21 protein-coding genes are annotated in these 15,587 nt (G+C 42.8%); 12 read left to right on the forward strand and 9 right to left on the reverse strand.

Annotated features, from left to right (window positions below; all coding sequences use genetic code 11):
* The first annotated feature begins 13 nt into the window (after positions 1-13).
* From I8U27_RS12340 to I8U27_RS21035, 10 genes are all read left to right on the forward strand, one after another.
* The gene (locus I8U27_RS12340; protein ID WP_181752342.1) at positions 14-640 is read left to right on the forward strand and encodes a hypothetical protein; all 627 of its coding nucleotides are present in this window, start codon (positions 14-16) and stop codon (positions 638-640) included.
* Positions 641-651: 11 nt separating this feature from the next.
* Entirely contained in the window at positions 652-1,029 is a 378-nt protein-coding gene (locus tag I8U27_RS12345) for a hypothetical protein (RefSeq protein WP_181752341.1), read from the forward strand.
* An 83-nt stretch (positions 1,030-1,112) separates the two neighbouring features.
* Positions 1,113-1,379, forward strand: a complete 267-nt coding sequence (locus I8U27_RS12350) for a hypothetical protein (protein ID WP_181752340.1) — start codon at positions 1,113-1,115, stop codon at positions 1,377-1,379.
* Entirely contained in the window at positions 1,372-3,351 is a 1,980-nt protein-coding gene (locus tag I8U27_RS12355) for a phage tail tape measure protein (RefSeq protein WP_181752339.1), read from the forward strand. Before I8U27_RS12350 ends, I8U27_RS12355 begins: the two co-directional genes overlap by 8 nt.
* Positions 3,338-4,246, forward strand: a complete 909-nt coding sequence (locus I8U27_RS12360; RefSeq protein WP_181752338.1) for a phage tail family protein — start codon at positions 3,338-3,340, stop codon at positions 4,244-4,246. The genes I8U27_RS12355 and I8U27_RS12360 overlap by 14 nt, the downstream gene beginning before the upstream one ends.
* Before the next feature lie 2 nt (positions 4,247-4,248).
* Positions 4,249-5,475, forward strand: a complete 1,227-nt coding sequence (locus I8U27_RS12365) for a Gp37-like protein (protein ID WP_181752337.1) — start codon at positions 4,249-4,251, stop codon at positions 5,473-5,475.
* On the forward strand, positions 5,476-6,405 hold the full coding sequence (locus I8U27_RS12370; protein WP_181752336.1) for a hypothetical protein: 930 nt from the start codon (positions 5,476-5,478) through the stop codon (positions 6,403-6,405). It abuts the gene before it with no gap.
* Positions 6,402-6,731 (forward strand): hypothetical protein, encoded by a 330-nt coding sequence (locus tag I8U27_RS12375; RefSeq protein ID WP_181752335.1) that lies wholly within the window; start codon positions 6,402-6,404, stop codon positions 6,729-6,731. Before I8U27_RS12370 ends, I8U27_RS12375 begins: the two co-directional genes overlap by 4 nt.
* A gap of 19 nt (positions 6,732-6,750) precedes the next feature.
* A complete protein-coding gene (locus I8U27_RS12380) occupies positions 6,751-7,158 on the forward strand; it encodes a phage holin family protein (protein ID WP_181752334.1) in 408 nt (135 codons plus the stop codon).
* The gene (locus I8U27_RS21035) at positions 7,148-7,924 is read left to right on the forward strand and encodes an N-acetylmuramoyl-L-alanine amidase (protein WP_181752333.1); all 777 of its coding nucleotides are present in this window, start codon (positions 7,148-7,150) and stop codon (positions 7,922-7,924) included. Before I8U27_RS12380 ends, I8U27_RS21035 begins: the two co-directional genes overlap by 11 nt.
* 12 nt (positions 7,925-7,936) lie before the next feature.
* Here the strand turns inward: I8U27_RS21035 and I8U27_RS12390 are convergent, their stop codons facing one another.
* From I8U27_RS12390 to I8U27_RS12425, 8 genes are all read right to left on the reverse strand, one after another.
* Complete coding sequence (locus tag I8U27_RS12390) at positions 7,937-8,221, reverse strand: hypothetical protein (protein ID WP_181752332.1); 285 nt, start codon at positions 8,219-8,221, stop codon at positions 7,937-7,939.
* A 30-nt stretch (positions 8,222-8,251) separates the two neighbouring features.
* Positions 8,252-8,548: a hypothetical protein gene (locus I8U27_RS12395; RefSeq protein WP_181752331.1), complete on the reverse strand. Its 297-nt coding sequence runs from the start codon at positions 8,546-8,548 to the stop codon at positions 8,252-8,254.
* 15 nt (positions 8,549-8,563) lie between these two features.
* Positions 8,564-9,397 (reverse strand): ParM/StbA family protein, encoded by an 834-nt coding sequence (locus I8U27_RS12400; RefSeq protein WP_181752330.1) that lies wholly within the window; start codon positions 9,395-9,397, stop codon positions 8,564-8,566.
* Between the two features lie 52 nt (positions 9,398-9,449).
* A complete protein-coding gene (locus tag I8U27_RS12405) occupies positions 9,450-9,611 on the reverse strand; it encodes a hypothetical protein (protein WP_181752329.1) in 162 nt (53 codons plus the stop codon).
* A 64-nt stretch (positions 9,612-9,675) separates the two neighbouring features.
* The gene (locus tag I8U27_RS12410; protein WP_181752328.1) at positions 9,676-10,071 is read right to left on the reverse strand and encodes a hypothetical protein; all 396 of its coding nucleotides are present in this window, start codon (positions 10,069-10,071) and stop codon (positions 9,676-9,678) included.
* Positions 10,072-10,214: 143 nt separating this feature from the next.
* Complete coding sequence (locus I8U27_RS12415; protein ID WP_181752327.1) at positions 10,215-10,778, reverse strand: hypothetical protein; 564 nt, start codon at positions 10,776-10,778, stop codon at positions 10,215-10,217.
* Positions 10,779-10,999: 221 nt separating this feature from the next.
* On the reverse strand, positions 11,000-11,194 hold the full coding sequence (locus tag I8U27_RS12420) for a hypothetical protein (RefSeq protein WP_181752326.1): 195 nt from the start codon (positions 11,192-11,194) through the stop codon (positions 11,000-11,002).
* A gap of 201 nt (positions 11,195-11,395) precedes the next feature.
* Entirely contained in the window at positions 11,396-11,689 is a 294-nt protein-coding gene (locus I8U27_RS12425; protein WP_181752325.1) for a hypothetical protein, read from the reverse strand.
* A gap of 610 nt (positions 11,690-12,299) precedes the next feature.
* Here I8U27_RS12425 and I8U27_RS12430 point away from each other — a divergent pair.
* A complete protein-coding gene (locus I8U27_RS12430) occupies positions 12,300-12,746 on the forward strand; it encodes a DUF6376 family protein (RefSeq protein WP_181752324.1) in 447 nt (148 codons plus the stop codon).
* Between the two features lie 395 nt (positions 12,747-13,141).
* Here the strand turns inward: I8U27_RS12430 and I8U27_RS12435 are convergent, their stop codons facing one another.
* Positions 13,142-14,437, reverse strand: coding sequence for an MFS transporter (locus I8U27_RS12435; RefSeq protein ID WP_181752323.1), 1,296 nt, complete (start codon positions 14,435-14,437; stop codon positions 13,142-13,144).
* A gap of 223 nt (positions 14,438-14,660) precedes the next feature.
* Between I8U27_RS12435 and I8U27_RS12440 the strand changes: the two genes are divergently transcribed.
* The gene (locus I8U27_RS12440) at positions 14,661-15,497 is read left to right on the forward strand and encodes an AraC family transcriptional regulator (protein WP_181752322.1); all 837 of its coding nucleotides are present in this window, start codon (positions 14,661-14,663) and stop codon (positions 15,495-15,497) included.
* Positions 15,498-15,587 lie beyond the last annotated feature (90 nt).

Below are 15,587 nucleotides of genomic sequence, written 5' to 3' on the forward strand. Positions count from 1 at the left end.
GGAGGGCAGGCAATTGGCAAAGCAGGGTTTTTTAGGAGCGATTAAAGTAAAGTCAGGCCCGTCCGTAGCCTTTACGGATGTTCCGCTCACTGACAGCGGGGACCAAACAACTTATATCGTGAGCGACGAAACGAAACGGTATTGGGACCGTTCGGCCGCCGTAACAGTTGAAAAATCAAGCGACGGAACCAACTGGACAACAGTCCCGGCCAGCGATTACAAAATAGAATACGTCGGCGGGCGAATTGTTTTCAATGCGCCCCAGGTTTCAACCGATTCCTTTCGGGTGGATGCGGCAGCGTATCCCATAGAAACAATTGTTGCCGGTTTTGAATGGTCATTAGATTTAGAACAGGAAGTACAAGATACGCCGACATTTGGCGACGGTTGGAACGACGTAACGCCGACCAGGAAAAGCGGTTCCGGGTCATTCTCCTGGTATTGGGCGAATGGAACTTTTTTTGAAAAGTTGGGCGATGATGATTTAATCATCATCCTGTATGTAGACGAGACAAACAATATTAGATATGAATTCACAGGGGCAATTACTACGGATAGTATCGAAACCCCTAACGACGGCGTAGTAACGGAAGAATTGGAATTTATGGCGAATGGCGAAATCTATTATAGGGAGTCATAGGAGGTTATCAAATGAGCGAAAAAGCGGCCAGATTCATGGCGGAAGGGCAAGAGGTTATAATTGCCGGTCAACCGGTCAAAATCCAACCCCAAACAATCGGTCACAATTTGAAGTTCCTGAGGTTTATCGGCGAAGTAATGGCTGAGGCGAACGAGATTGGCGGTAAAGAATTCACGAAAGAAAACGTGGCAAATGTACTAATGGGAGCTATAGAAACCAAACTGGTAGAATTGGCCCAACTTATCGCTCCAGGCGTAAGCGAAGAGCAAGTTTTTAACGCCTATTTTGACGAATGGGCGGAAGCTATTGAGGTGTATTTAAAACTAAATTTTTTCAAGGTTTACCAGGCGGTCATGATGGCGATGCAGATTCGGAAGAAAGCCAAATAACCAGCCTGGACGACACGGCCCAATATTTGATTGACTTGTCCGTCTTTGTTTGTTGTGAAACCGGTTGGGCTCTGGATGATGTTTTGGATATGCCATTGAGCCGGCTATCTGTTGTAGCTGAATCCATCCAATGGCGGACTCGTGTCAAAAACTACGACGAATGGAAACAAACAGCCGTTATAGCGGCCATATTGATAAGCGCGTTTGGTAAAAAGAAAATGAAGCCGGAAAATTTGATAGGAAAACCGCCTAAAAGATTCCCGAACGAAACCAGGAAAAAGAAATACCCTGACGAGATTGCGCGAGCCCTGGAAAAAGCGAAGGAAAGGGGGATAAATCCTGGTGGCTAAAGTGGGTGAGGTTTTTGTAAAGTTGTTCATGGATTCCGACGAATTCACGGACGGCATAGAAGAGGCCGAAAGAGGAGCCGAGCAGCTAGAAGAACGGATGCAAGAAACCGGGCGGACCATTCGCGGGGTTATCGGGGATATTTCGGAGCGTTTCGGGCGAATGGGCGAAGGCATGATTGATACCGGGGAAAACTTAACGCAAGCCATAGGACTTCCTTTTCTTTTGCTTGGTACGTTGGCGGTTATGGCGGCAAAGGAAACGAAGAAGGGCGAAAAGGCGGTTAAGAAATTGGCCGACGGGTTCAAAAAGTTAAAAAAGGCATTGGCCCCGGTCGGGCAGGCTATTCTTGATATGGCCGTAAAGTATATGCCCAAATTTATTAATATGGTTGAACGTATTTCTAAATGGTTTCAAAATCTTTCCCCGCAAATGAAAGAACTTGTTATAGCCCTAGGAGGTCTGATAGTTGCGCTAGGCCCGGTTTTAATGTTCGGCGGGGCGTTGGTTTTAATGTTAGGCGGTTTAGGGCAAGCGCTTACTTTCTTATCCGGGCCAATTGGCTGGATTGTGGCCGCGTTGGGATTGCTAGCAGCGAAAATTCTTAAAACGTCCAAAGGGGCCGAGCCCTTCTTTAATATGTTGGATAAGTTGGGGAAAATCATAAGAGAAAAAGTAAATGCCGCGTTAGATAAATTAAGTAAAGTCAATTGGGAACAACTAGGCAAAAACATGGTTCAAGGGATTAGAAATGCGTTTGACAAGCTAGGCGATTTAACCGATAAAATCACCGCATGGATTGACAAAATAGATTGGGCGAAAGTTACCCAAACATTCCTTACCAAGGCCGGGAAATTTGTTGTTGGAGTTGTAAAAGAGATTGATAAAAAAACCGGGGAACACCTGGAAAAAGGGGAGACGACCCAAGCGGCCCATGGGTTCGGCGTGTGGTTAGGTAAAGCGATTGTGAACGGAACCAAAAACCTAAAAGCCATTGAGGCATCAATCAAGACGGCCATTTCGGAAGCCCTCGCCGGGGTTATTAGTTCAGCGATGACCGCCCAAGAAGGCCGGAAGGCCGGAGAAAGCGCCCTTGCCCCTCATGCCTTTATTATCGGTTTATTCCAGGGAATGTTTTCAAAAATAAACTTGGAAAGCCTGGGGAAATACTTATGGGAAACACTTCCGGCGGGTTTTGCACAAAGTCTTTTACAAAGCGCGGCCGAAAAAATATCCGGGCAAAAAGTAGAAAATATAAACTGGGAACCATTGAAACAAAAATTCAAACAATCGTTAAACCGAGCCTTCAACCCCGCAAATTTAAAATGGGATGATGATATAGGTTTGATTGACTTGAGTAAGTTGGTCAAATGGGATTCGCTGAAACCAGACGCAGAAAAGGCTTGGGACGGATTGAAGCAAATTGTAAAAAACAAAATCAACGAATTGAGAAATAATGCAAACTCTGTATTAGAGGGGCTTAAAAAAATAGTTTCTAACAAATGGAACAATATAAAAACAAACGCAAGCACCGCATGGGAAAACATAAAAAAAGCTATAACCAAGCCGATAGAAGACGCCTACGACACAATCACTGGTATCATCGACAAAATTAAAAAAGCATTTTCAAGCATGAAAATTACTATCCCAAAGCCGAAATTGCCGCAAGTTGATGTTAATTGGGTAGAAGTCGCAAAAGGCGCGGCCCGTGCGGTTATCCCGAAATTTAGATTTTTCGCGTCGGGCGGGATTGTGAACGGAGCAACGGCGGGAGTCATTGGGGAAGCCGGGCCGGAAGCAGTTGTACCGCTGTCCGGGCGACGCATGGAACCCTTTGCAAAGGCTATAGCCTCACAAATGGGCATCGGCGGCGGGCTCAATATAACTGTAAACAATTACACAGACAACGAAAAAATAGGTTATTCAACCGCGCGGGCGGTTTCGCGGGAGATGTGGTTATATGGACTCTATTAAATGGATACGGAGCGACGGAACGGAGTACTCCCTAACAGGCCAATCAGATATAAAAGTTTTGTTTGACCGGGAGGGGTTTTTTATGCCTCCCGTTTCTTATGTTGAAGAAGCGGTCCCGATAGAGGATGAATGTTCTGGAACGTCCATTCAAGAAGGGAAAACCGTCCGGCGGCTCAACATTGAACCTAGGGAAATAAGAATGCGATTAAGGGTATCAGGGGCCAATCCAGCCGAATTACGCCAGAACGTAAGAAAATATATGAAAGCATTTAGTCCTCTTTTTGGTGATGGTAAGTTACAAGTCACGACACCAGACGGAATAGTGAGAGTTTTATATTGCCGATACCTGGACGGCTTGAAGGGGCAAGAAAATCCTGACGAATTGACAACAACAACCCAAACGTTGCCCCTTGTCCTGATAGCATATGACCCTTATTTTTATTCGGAGGCTAGCACGTCGATAACAATTACCGAACAATCAACAACGACGTCGTTTTTCCCGTTTTTCCCGTTGACATTGAATTATGCAGGGAGTTTTGGAGAGGTAACCATCAACAATGACGGCGACGCAACCGCGTACCCTGTTTGGACCATTTACGGGCCGGCCGATTTTTTTAAAGTGTCAAATTTGACTACAGGTGAAGCGTTTTTGATTGATGGCAACGTAGAGAACGGGGCTATAATCGGATACTCCCGATATGCGACGGTCGACGCCCGGCCAGGCAATTATCTAATCGAGCGGAGCGACGGAACAAATTTATTTGAATACCGTTCACCTGATTCCGTTTTGTTTGGCTTTCAACCTGGTGAAAATAAAATACGGGTTGAGATTGCCGGGCCCGCGAGCGAAACGAAGGTGGATTTAAACTATCAGACTCGTCATTTGGTGGTGTAGTCATGACCTGTTCAAATTATCAAATTTTTATCCGTCGTAATTCCGATTTAAAGCAGGTTCAGCAAATAAGCAAATATAAACGCCTAGAAATGGTTAAGCGACGGAATAAAGTGGGTTCCTGGTTGTTAGAGGTTGACTTTGACTGCACAGAGCTACGACACGAATACCAAAACGAACAATTCGGCCTTGAGGTATGGCGCAATGGTTCCCGGTTCTTTACTGGACCATTAACAAGGATTGAACGGCGAAAAAACGGAGAAGAAAGAACGTTAACCCTTTCTGGAGCCGATGAGAAAATATATCTTACGTCCGAATTGGCCTTACCGGACCCCTGGCATTATACGACAACGTTTAATTCGGCGTATGATTCGCGGAGCGGTGCAGCCGAGAGAGTTTTAAAGAATTATATCGACTTGAATATCGGCCCGAACGCAGTAGCAGAAAGAAAAATACCGGGCCTAGTTATAGAAACCAACCAGGACCGGGGGAACAACGTCTATTATATCGCCCGTTTCGACAAGCTGTTGAAAGTCTGCCAGGATATTATTTTGCATATACCCGGCTACAATTTCGACATAGTTGTAAACGATTCTAACAAGCTTGAATTTAAATTAGTCCCCTGGGTGGACCGATGGGCAAAAGGTGTAGAATTTTCCGAACGGTTACGGAACCTGATAGGATATGACTACACCTATGAACGACCGGACCGAAATTTTGTTCTTGTTGGCGGCGGACAGGACGGAGGAACGACGCCTGTCTATAGAAAATTCGCGTATTCAGGAAATGAATGGTCCCGGAACCGTTGGGGAAACGTCGTAGAATTCATTGACAAGCGCGGAACCGTCGACGTTAACGAATTAAAACAAGCAGCCTGGGACGCATTGAAGCTGGAAGACGGGAAAGAAAAACCGGATGAAAACATGATAGGAAAAATAAACGTCACGGCGCAAATCACGCAAGTCAAAGGCGGCCCGGAAATGGGGAAGGATTGGGACCTGGGCGATTTTGTCAAAGTTACTATTCACCAAGGCGGCCCAGGCCAGGAAATAGCAGTATATGACTATATCAAAGAAATAGCCATCTCCCTTACTGAAGAGAGGGCGGAAGAAATCCGGGCTCTTGTTGGTTCTGATGATGTCATTACGACCAATGGGGGACCGGTTCCTTATATTGTCGATTCTTTGACCCATATTGAAGAAAAATTACGCAGTTTGGAGGGAGCGTACTAGATGACAACTACTTATTTTCCTTTTGATTCGGGGGCTGGAGCCAACGTCAAGGAAGAACAATGGTCACAAATGGCCCGATATTGGCGAAACGACGGTATTTTACCCGACAACCCCGGTGGGGCGTTCACTGCCCCGAACGATATTCAGAACAAACTACAAGTGGTTGGGGATGATTCTACGCTTTCAGTTATTGTATTCACTGGAAGTGCGTGGATTCAGGGCCATTTTTTCGATACGGATTCAAACATTGACAAAACATTATCAAGTGTCACGACGTCAGGTAATTCCCGGATTGATATGGTAGTTTTACGCTTGGATTGGCTTGAAAATACCATTTCTGTTGAAGTCATAGAAGGGACGGAAGCCACAAACCCAACTGCTCCAAGTTTAACAAAGAATTTCGGCTCGCGTTGGGAAATTCCCTTGGCTCAAGTCGCCGTGCCTTACGGGGCCACTACCGGTTTGGACTGTACCATCGTGGACAAAAGAAAGCCCGCTTTGTCAGTGGACATGGTCCCGGTGTGTGAAATCGGTATGGCAGCCGACCAAACCGTTACATCATCAACAAATTATCAAAAATTGAACTTAGATACAGTAAGATATGACAATTTTGATATGGCTGACGTCGACAACAAGCGGGTTAGTATCCGAATGAACGGGCTATATTTAGTCAAGCTAAACACAAGAATGAGTTCAGCAAGCGTCATCAATACAATCACTTTGAACGATTCGCCTGCAACGTCCAATTTTGTAGCACGTTCGGAAGGAGTTAAAGAGAGTTCACTGACTTGGATTGGCAACTTAAACGACGGTCAAACTATCGGAGCCTGGGTCTATAATAATTCCGGGTCAAATGTAACATGGAACGTAACCAATGTATATACACCATCTCTAACGGTGGTCAGAATGGGGGATAAAGCAACATCATGAGCATAGAACATACCATTCACGGTAAATTCAACGTTGACCAAATTATTAACGAATTGAAAGCAGTCGGGGTTTCACCTTTGATAATTTCTGGTTATCGACATGAAACCGAGCCGGATTACTATGCCACTTTAATTTTTACACTAAATGACGAATCAGAAAAACCAACAGTTGACCAAGTAGCCGCCGCCCATGTCCCTACTATCCCCATGACATGGGACGAACAACTAAAAGCGGAGCTACAAGCGGCAGCGGATTGGACCGGGGTCCGCGATGCGTTAATAAAATGGATTCAACCCAAAATTGATTCTAGCAAAACACCTGAATAAAAAAAGAGAAGGGGAAAACATGGAGACAATTATCAAAACCGTTTCGGGCGTTGTTGGTGCGGCCGCTTCCTTTTTGTGGGGCGGTTTTCCTATGCTATTGAAATTTCTGCTTATTCTCATGGTCATTGATTACCTTTCCGGGCTGTTGGCTGGTTGGGTTGGCGGCAAACTTTCAAGTAAGACCGGCCGGGAAGGAATTGCCCGAAAAGTTCTAATGCCGGTGTTGGTTGCCGTGGCTCATTTCGTCGACGTGATTCTAGGAACTGGAACCGTTTTCCGTGACGGGATGACCATTTTCTATCTCGTGAATGAAATCCTTTCCATTGTTGAAAACGTAGGCCGGGCCGGGTTGCCGGTTCCCGAGAAGTTTAAGCAGGCTATTCACATTTTGCGCGAGAAAGGGGAAAAAGATAAGAGTGAAAATTAAGCAAAAATTCATTCCCGCAAGTAATAAAAAGACCCGGCCAGGGATTGCGATGGACCCACAATATATTACAATTCATGAAACTGATAACCCAAAGAGTGGAGCGGATGCGGAGGCGCACGCAAGACTTCAATATAACGGGAATAGCCGCGCAGCGTCGTGGCATTATACCGTCGATGACAAAGAAATTTGGCAAAGTATCCCTGATAACGAGGTGGCTTGGCACGCAGGCGACGGAGGGAGCGGGACCGGCAACCGGAAAAGTATTGGTATTGAAATATGCGTCAATTCGGATGGGAATTTTGAGAAAGCTAAACAAAACGCAGTTGAATTAGTCCGTTATCTGATGGCGAAACATAATATTCCGCTTTCCCGTGTGGTCCCTCATAAACACTGGTCCGGGAAAAATTGCCCCCGGCATATCCTTCCGCAATGGAGCCAGTTCACTAAACAAATTCAAGAGGGGGGAATAAAAGTGGCATGGGTTGAAGATATGTATGATTTATCTTACTTGCTGGACGACGGAAGCATGAAAAATACACTTTCCAGCCAGAACACCGAATTGTTAGAGAAAGAACTTACGCGCCTAACGAAGGCAAAGGCCAATTGTATTGTTATTTCAAAACGTTCCGTAGATGTTGAAGTGAAGAGAAAAGATGGCGGTTTTTATCGGGTCCAGGTTGGAGCCTTCAAAGACAAAGAAAACGCGGAAGGATTGGCCGAACGGCTTAAAAAGGACGGCTACCCTACGTATATTGTTCATCAGTAAAAAAAGGAGGCTTTACGCCTCCTCTTCTACCTTTTTCAATTCGCTTTTTAGATGATGGTAAAGGTTTTCTATAAAATCCTTTTTGGTTCGTTCGTAAGAAAACGCGCTTAGGGTTCCAGTATCGGCTAAGATATTCGCTTGCCCATGATGGACCGGTTCAGCGGTTCCCCAGGTAGTAGACCCGTGTGAAAAATCAATTTTACCGTCATGGTAATAAATGCAAGGTGTCGCGGTTGCTTGTTCCATTGACAAGTATTTTTCAGCGAATTCCTTAACCATCTTTTTAGTCAATTTCATTTTATTCCCCGTCCTCTCAATAATAATATTTTACCCTACTATCCCACCTAAATCATCCGCCGAGAAATTTTCTTTTTCCTCTTCCGGTTCAGGCTCCTGTTCCCGTTGTGTTTGCGGAACGGGACCAACTGGATAAAATGACCCGTCACCGTTTGGGTTTGTCCTCATTTCCAAATAAAGCAGCCGTTTAAAATACTGTGAATGGTTATCCGAAACCCGGTTTAGGTATTCCCATAGTTGGGCCTCTTGCTTATCCTTTAAATTAAAGTTAACCGGGGCCTTTTCAACTGTTTTCTCCTTTCTTTTCTTGTTCTCGTTTTCGCTCATAGCCGCCGCCTCCTGTTAATATCCAAACATTACTTTACCTATTTTATAATATCCTCGCGCGTTTGCAAATTGAGGGGCGTCTACGGTTGAAGCGTAAGGAAAATATTCACGAATGGCCGGGGTTAGTTGTTCTGCTTGTCCTCCTACAACGATGATACGCGCATCTGTGTGCCATTTGGCTGATAGTTCGCCGTGCAGTGTTTCTGCTACGCGTTCATAATTTCTATTTTCCTCTTTCAAGGTATCCCAGCCCCAGGGCAACGTTAGAGAAGCGGGAGCAAGGAATTTTTTTCGGCGGAACGTCAGACAGTTCACTGTCCGGCTTCCCAAGTCAATGACGTGGGTTTCTTCCTCTGTTGCCTGGTCGAAGAAAGCTCCAGCCCCTTCAACAGTTACCGCGCAACGATTAATATTAATCGTCCGCATTTCTTTGCCGTGTTTCGTATACATGGTTACTTTGTGCGAGCCTTCTAACATTTCCTTTACTTTTTCCATGTCTGAGTTAAAACGGCCGAGCGGAACGCCGGTAACTAAATCGACCGGTTCATATTGATTGACCCCGGCCCGGTAGAGAGCAGCCAGGATAAATAAAAGCGTGTTTTTACTTCCCTTGTCTTCATCCATGCGGCGTCCTGAATCCCCGTCCGCTACGAATTCAACCACTTCACCAATATAATTTGCCTCTCCCTCGTGCTCAATAACATAATCGTTTTCACCTGTCAAAACGTCCCAATCTGTTTCATAGTATTTTGTAATCCATGACGGGAAAAGGAACGTTTTGAAAATCCCCGGTTTCGTTTGGAAAACAACTTTTACATACGAACGTCCAGCGTCTACCGAAATTAACATGTTATCATTCTCCTTTTATGCGTTTTTGTTTGTCGGCCCATGTTAGGCATTATTACACCGGAATAATTTTGTAGCTTTCAATATAGCAACCAAATTCGCAGGCAACGTCATAAAGGTATTTTTCAGCTTGTGCTGATGTTCCCATGAATAATTCCTCATAGTCATATATTTCATTCCCGTCCTGCAATTTTGCAATAATATTCCACTGTTGCATGTGTCATTCTCCTTTTTATTTGTTTTATTTGTAGGGGCCATGTTAGGCCCGGCGATTACAACAGTTATGCTGTAACGCAATAAATCCAACCGTCTTTAATAAATCGGGCCGTTAAATGCGTCACTCTTTCGTTTGCTGATATGTCGATTTCAGTACCATCTATTTTAATGGTGTCGTAACCTTCTTTAATGTAGCTAATAAGGGTTTTCTTCGTGAGCTTGTACCCTGGAAACATCTTTTTAAATTCAGTGAGACTAATGTTTTTATGTTTTAGTTTCTCTTCTTTCTTCTCTTCAATGCCTTCACGTTCTACAAGAAAATCAACTTGTTCCGAAATTTCGGCGAAAATAACGTTGCTCACAAGTGCCTTTATAAAAATTTCTTCCGCTTTGCCTGCGTCTACGTTAAACCGCTCCATAATGTCCGTTAAGTAAAGAGTGTATACATCTTTGAATTCCATTTTGCATATCTCCTTTATTAAAAAGTTTCTAACGAGTAACCTATGAGTAACTTTCTATTATCATTATACCAAGTTGAGGCCAAAATGCAAGAGGTAAATTAAAAAAGTTACTCATTGGTTTCTAATGAGTAACATATATAAAGTCATTTGGCTTGTCTGGTCAACCAAAACCACTCCATAAACGTCTGTTTCAGCTTTTCGCTTTTCTTAAACAGTTCCGTCTGTTCTTCTGCTGTCAGTTCTTCAACTTCATGGGGGTTTTCAATCAAGTATTGAATATAACTTCTTTCTTGTTTCTCCTCGTGGTCATGTATTTCCGGCTTTTCCGGTTCCTGATATTTCGGTATTTCGTCCTCTTTTCTCAAGTCAAAGAAATGGTTATTTAGTTTCAAATAGTTTGCCGTTCGTTCCGGTAATTCGTAATCTCTAATTGTTTCCTCTGCACATTCCCGGACCTTTTTGGGGTTGGTCAACTCGACGCCTTTCCAACCGCCAATACTATAGGCTTCTTCAGCATATTTTATCGTACCATCTGAGAAGTAAGGCTCTCCTATGAATACATCTAAGTCAAATTTATTATTTTCAGTGTCAATACGTAAGATGGCACAATAAACACGGATAGACGTTTTGAAGAAAAGTTTATGATGTTTGTAGTGTTTCTCCCAGAACATCAGGCTGCCTCCTCTCTCTTCTGTTTTCTCTTTCAAATTTCGTCCTCTTTGTCCGGTTTTTTAGGGGTATCGGTGGGGGAGAAGGGAGGCTAAAGCTGCATAAAATAAGGATTTGTTATTTTATGGTATTGTTCGCTTTTGGCCCCTCCTCCCCGGCTTCTTTCTAAGCGAAAACGGTTTATTTTGTCGATAGGGGAGGGGAACGAACATTCCTATAATCGTTTATACCAACGTTTAAGCCAGCCGCAATAATTATTCTATTGTCTAACATTTTCATCACCGTTTTGCACAATTTGAATCGTTTCCCTGTCAACTGCAACCGGGTCATAACATCCAGATATATTTTCAAAGTAGGTGACTCCATCGTCTGGAGCATGCCGTATATCAGTTTCGAGTAAATCAACCTCTATCCATTCGTCGTTTAAATCTATCGCTTTTGCTTTCAGCTTCATCAATATCCCTCCGTTTATTTGAATGGGCGGTTTAATGACCGCCCATGTTATTCTTCAATGTCATAAGGGACTTTAATTTCTCCGACCCCTTTGCAAGCATGGCATTTAACCTTATGTTCTACGCCTAAAACGTCAACAATAACAAAAAGGATTCCATCGCCTTCACAAGTTTTGCATTTCATTTTTAACCCCTCCGTTTATTTAAAAAGGTGTGGTCAAACACAAACGCTCTTTTTCCACTTCCCATACTTTCGGATTAATATCTTTTTCCGGGTTAATCACTTTCAAAGCGGAATCATGATAATATTCCTCGACCACTTTACCAGCCCTCGGATTATAATATCGGACTCTGTAAGCCTTTTGATTAGTCCCTGCTACTCTCGCAACTCTGACAATGATTCCGATTGAATCTAAATAACGGTTTCTGATATGGTCAAACTTGAAAAATTTCACTTTCACAATGTCGCTTTTTTTTAATCGTTTTACAGTCGACACTTTCACATATCCCCTTTACTTCAACATTTTCAACTTCAACTATTATATTACTTGCGTTTCGTAAATTTGTCAACAATAAATTTTGCGTTATGCAAAGAAAGTTATTTGCTCACATTTTGCACACGAAAATGCGATAAAAACCTGATAAATAAAGGGAAGCAAAAGAAAAACACCCCGTAAAATAGGGCGTTTTGACAACAGGAAATAAGCAAATTAACTGAACTGTGTATAATCCTGTTACACAGGGCCGGCTTTTGAAGATGAGTTTTAGGATAATGGCGAATCATTACGGATTGAGTAATATTTTACGGTTTGTTAGTAGATGATAAAAAGTTATTGTCGACAAGACCTAAATCAGATTATGATGAACATGTTAAATCAGTTTTCATGAATTGGCTTAAAGGGTAGAAAAGATGAAGTAAGCCCTATCTCTGTACTCGAAAGGGGAGACGGAATGAGTCAGCTGAATCCTCAAATAACGCAGTAAAGAATTTTTGGAACATAAAGCCTGTGAAGAAAGAGGACGGCAAATCAGGATATCAATTTCCAAAAATTCCCTTAGACGAATAAGTAATCATCTCTTGTAGGTAGGCAGGAGGTTTTTATTTAAATGAAAAAAAGTTTGCTGGTTCTTTTGTCAATCCTGTTCGTTTTTGCCGCAGGATGTTCTGTGGTAGAGGATGTCACAAACACGATTGAGTATGCAGACGAAGCCGCTCAGTACGCGCAGGTGATCACCGACTTTTACAATACGGCTCCCTCATTAGTTGAACAAGCAACTACAGATCCTGCATCGAGACAGGAATTGGAGACAAAATTAAAAAATGTAAAACAAGAGATCCAGGACTTCAATCAATTGACCCCTCCCGAAAATGTGCAGGAATACCATGATGTAATTGTGGGACACAATAAGCAGTTGGAAACAGTGATCGACACATATCTAGATAATGTAAAAGACGGTAAGATTGATCCGAAGCTGTTGGAGAACGCGGACCTTCTTCAATCAATAGAGGATATTTCAAAAGCAGTCAATGACATCCAGAATATTGGAAAATGACGTAAATCAGATGAGAACGCAGGTAGAATCTGCCCCCCTTTTGAACAAAAAAGGGGGGCAGATTCTTGCTTCCAAGATGAAACGTATAGCTTTTCGGATGGATCAAGGAAGAAGGATTTGACGGAATCAACCATTTCTCTCAAAGTAGACGGCAAGATGTATTTTATTGAATGAAAAAGGAGTATTCTTGGCCACAGCAACGAAGAAATGCTATTCTTTCCTATAGAACATTAAGAAATGATGGTGTTTTCCTCATGTTAAATATTAACATGTCATTCTTGAGTTTTCTGTATAAACACGAAACGACTTGAGGGCTATACGCAGTCTCAAGTCGTTTTTCTATTTCCCGGATAAATGACGACAACATCAATATTCGCTGCCTCTACGCTGGTTCCTCAGATCATCTGTTTTTTACTTGGTTTATAACTGTGATCACTGATGTCCGGTTTTTTTAGAGCAAGTGAACTCAAAATAGCTATCGCGGGAAGCAGCATTGTTGCCAGTATAACCTCTTTATATCCATAGAAGTAGTCATAAGCAACCCCATATAACACGGGACCAAAGGCAGAGCTGACGACGGTGGTCATCATGGCTACTCCTCTAATGCTTCCCAGATAGGCTCTGCCAAAATAATTAGGCCAGATTACGTTGAGGGTAATCTGTTCAACTCCGTTCTGAATTCCCCAGATCAGGGCAATGAGTACGATCCAATGCGAAGATTCCACACTTAAAAAGAAGGTAAGAACTGTTAATTGAGCCATATATGCAATTGCCAGCACCCGATTTACCTTAAAAAGGTCCACGGCATAGCCAGAAACAAATGTCATGGGAAAACCAACCATCGCCATGATACTGAGAATGATCGTTGCCAAATTCATGTCTAACCCATTCCCTTTCAAGATCGAAGGAAGGTGAAAGACAATAGCCGTATTTACGAGGGCAGGAACACCGACACAATATAAAATCAGCCAGAAAGCTTTTGTTTTAATGGCTTCTTTTAGCGTCCAGCTTCTCTCTGTGAAAGAAGAGTCCGTACTGTTATCTTGATGTTTTAAAAGACCGTTATCCGGTTGTAAACCCATATCCTCCGGGCGGTTACGAACAAAAAAACCCGCCAGAGGTACAAATATCACGAGGAGCAACATCCCCCATACGATCCATGAATATTGCCACCCCAGCCGGTGAATAAGGTATCCATTGATCGGCGGAACAAGAGCGGAACCAAGAAATCCTCCGATTGCCATCAGGCTCATGGCTCTACCGCGCTGACGGATAAACCATTGAGGAACTAAGGTGCTGGGAATGAGAGTCATGGACCCCTGACCGAGTAACCGGATGAGGAAAAAGCCGACAAAAAGCATCCAGGGCTGAGTCACCAGACTGTTCCATAAGCATGCCAGAGAGAACAGGATCCCGACGATCACCATCATGAGCCGTTGGCCATATTGATCAATTAAACGTCCTACAACCAAAAGTAAAATACCGGCTGTAAGTGTTGCACTGGAATAGATCCCTGATACAAGAGAACGGCTCCATCCAAAATGGTGGATATAGGATTCGATAAAAGCAGAGATCGAATAGGTTTGTCCCGGGCCAGAGAAAAATATACCTAAACCCGCAATAAACACGATATACCATCCATAAAAAATGGATGGTTTGGACTTAAGAGTTGTATTCGTTTGAGAGGACATAAATGTAACTCCTTTTATGGCAAAAACATTTTGTTTTTGTTGTAATAGGGGTGGGAGGTAATGAACATCTGCGTGTGAAACTGACAGTAGGGTTAGAGAAAGCATCGGTCGATTTCGGTATCTTCTACCCAATTACAACTATTTATATCACAAAAAAGATTATCATTTCCAGACACACGAAAAGCAGTTTGAACAAGGCATACCGAATGGAGAGTGTTGGATATTGCGAAAAAAGGAGTTTGCCCAATTAAAGCAATCTTCAAAGGTGCAGGGGATTGAATTATTTCATGCTAAACTTTTTAGTCATTCCTTCTCTAAACACATACATGAGGCTTATACCATTGGGATTCATGATGACGGGAGGGGTTCATTTTTTTATCGAGGGGAATACTGGCAAACTCATCCCGGATGTCTGGTTATTTTAAATCCCGGTGAAGTTCATACCGGGCAAGCAAATTCTGAAACGGGTTGGTTTTATCGTGATATTTATATTAACATTCCTCTTATAGAAAAAGTACTAGATGAACTCCATTGGCAGAGAAAAGGTCTTCCTTTTTTTACACATCCGGTCATTAATGACACAGAACTCTGGATGGTTCTATCCAATCTCTTTTTTACATTATTAAATCGATCGGCTATTCTTGAACAAGAAAGTCAGCTATTATTCGCTTTCGCAAAGCTAGTAACCAAACATGCGGATAAAAAATACACCCTTCCATCGAAAGGAAAAGAAACCGCCGCTATCACCAGGATTAGGAATTACATTGAAGCTCATTACGCAGAGGAAATTTCCATAAATGATTTATCCAGCATTGCAGGATTAAGTCCTTATTATCTCATTCGCTCGTTTAAAAATCAGATCGGTCTTCCTCCTCATAGTTATCAACGTTATTTACGTATATTAAAAGCAAAGCAAGCTTTACATTCAACGAAGTCTTTAATTGAAGTCGCCTTAGAGAACGGATTTTACGATCAAAGCCATTTTACGCGCGACTTTAAAGGAATGTTTGGTGTAACCCCAAACCAGTATCGAAAGAGCAATTTTATACAAGAAAAATGATGCAATCCCTCTTTATGATTTAAGTCAAGGGGGATTGTTATTTGTATAAAAGGAAAAGACAACCTTTTTAAAGTAACTTTAGCGGAGGTG

Origin of the sequence: Paenactinomyces guangxiensis (assembly GCF_016055185.1) — a bacterium.
GTDB classification, from domain to species: Bacteria; Bacillota; Bacilli; order Thermoactinomycetales; family Thermoactinomycetaceae; genus Paenactinomyces; species Paenactinomyces guangxiensis.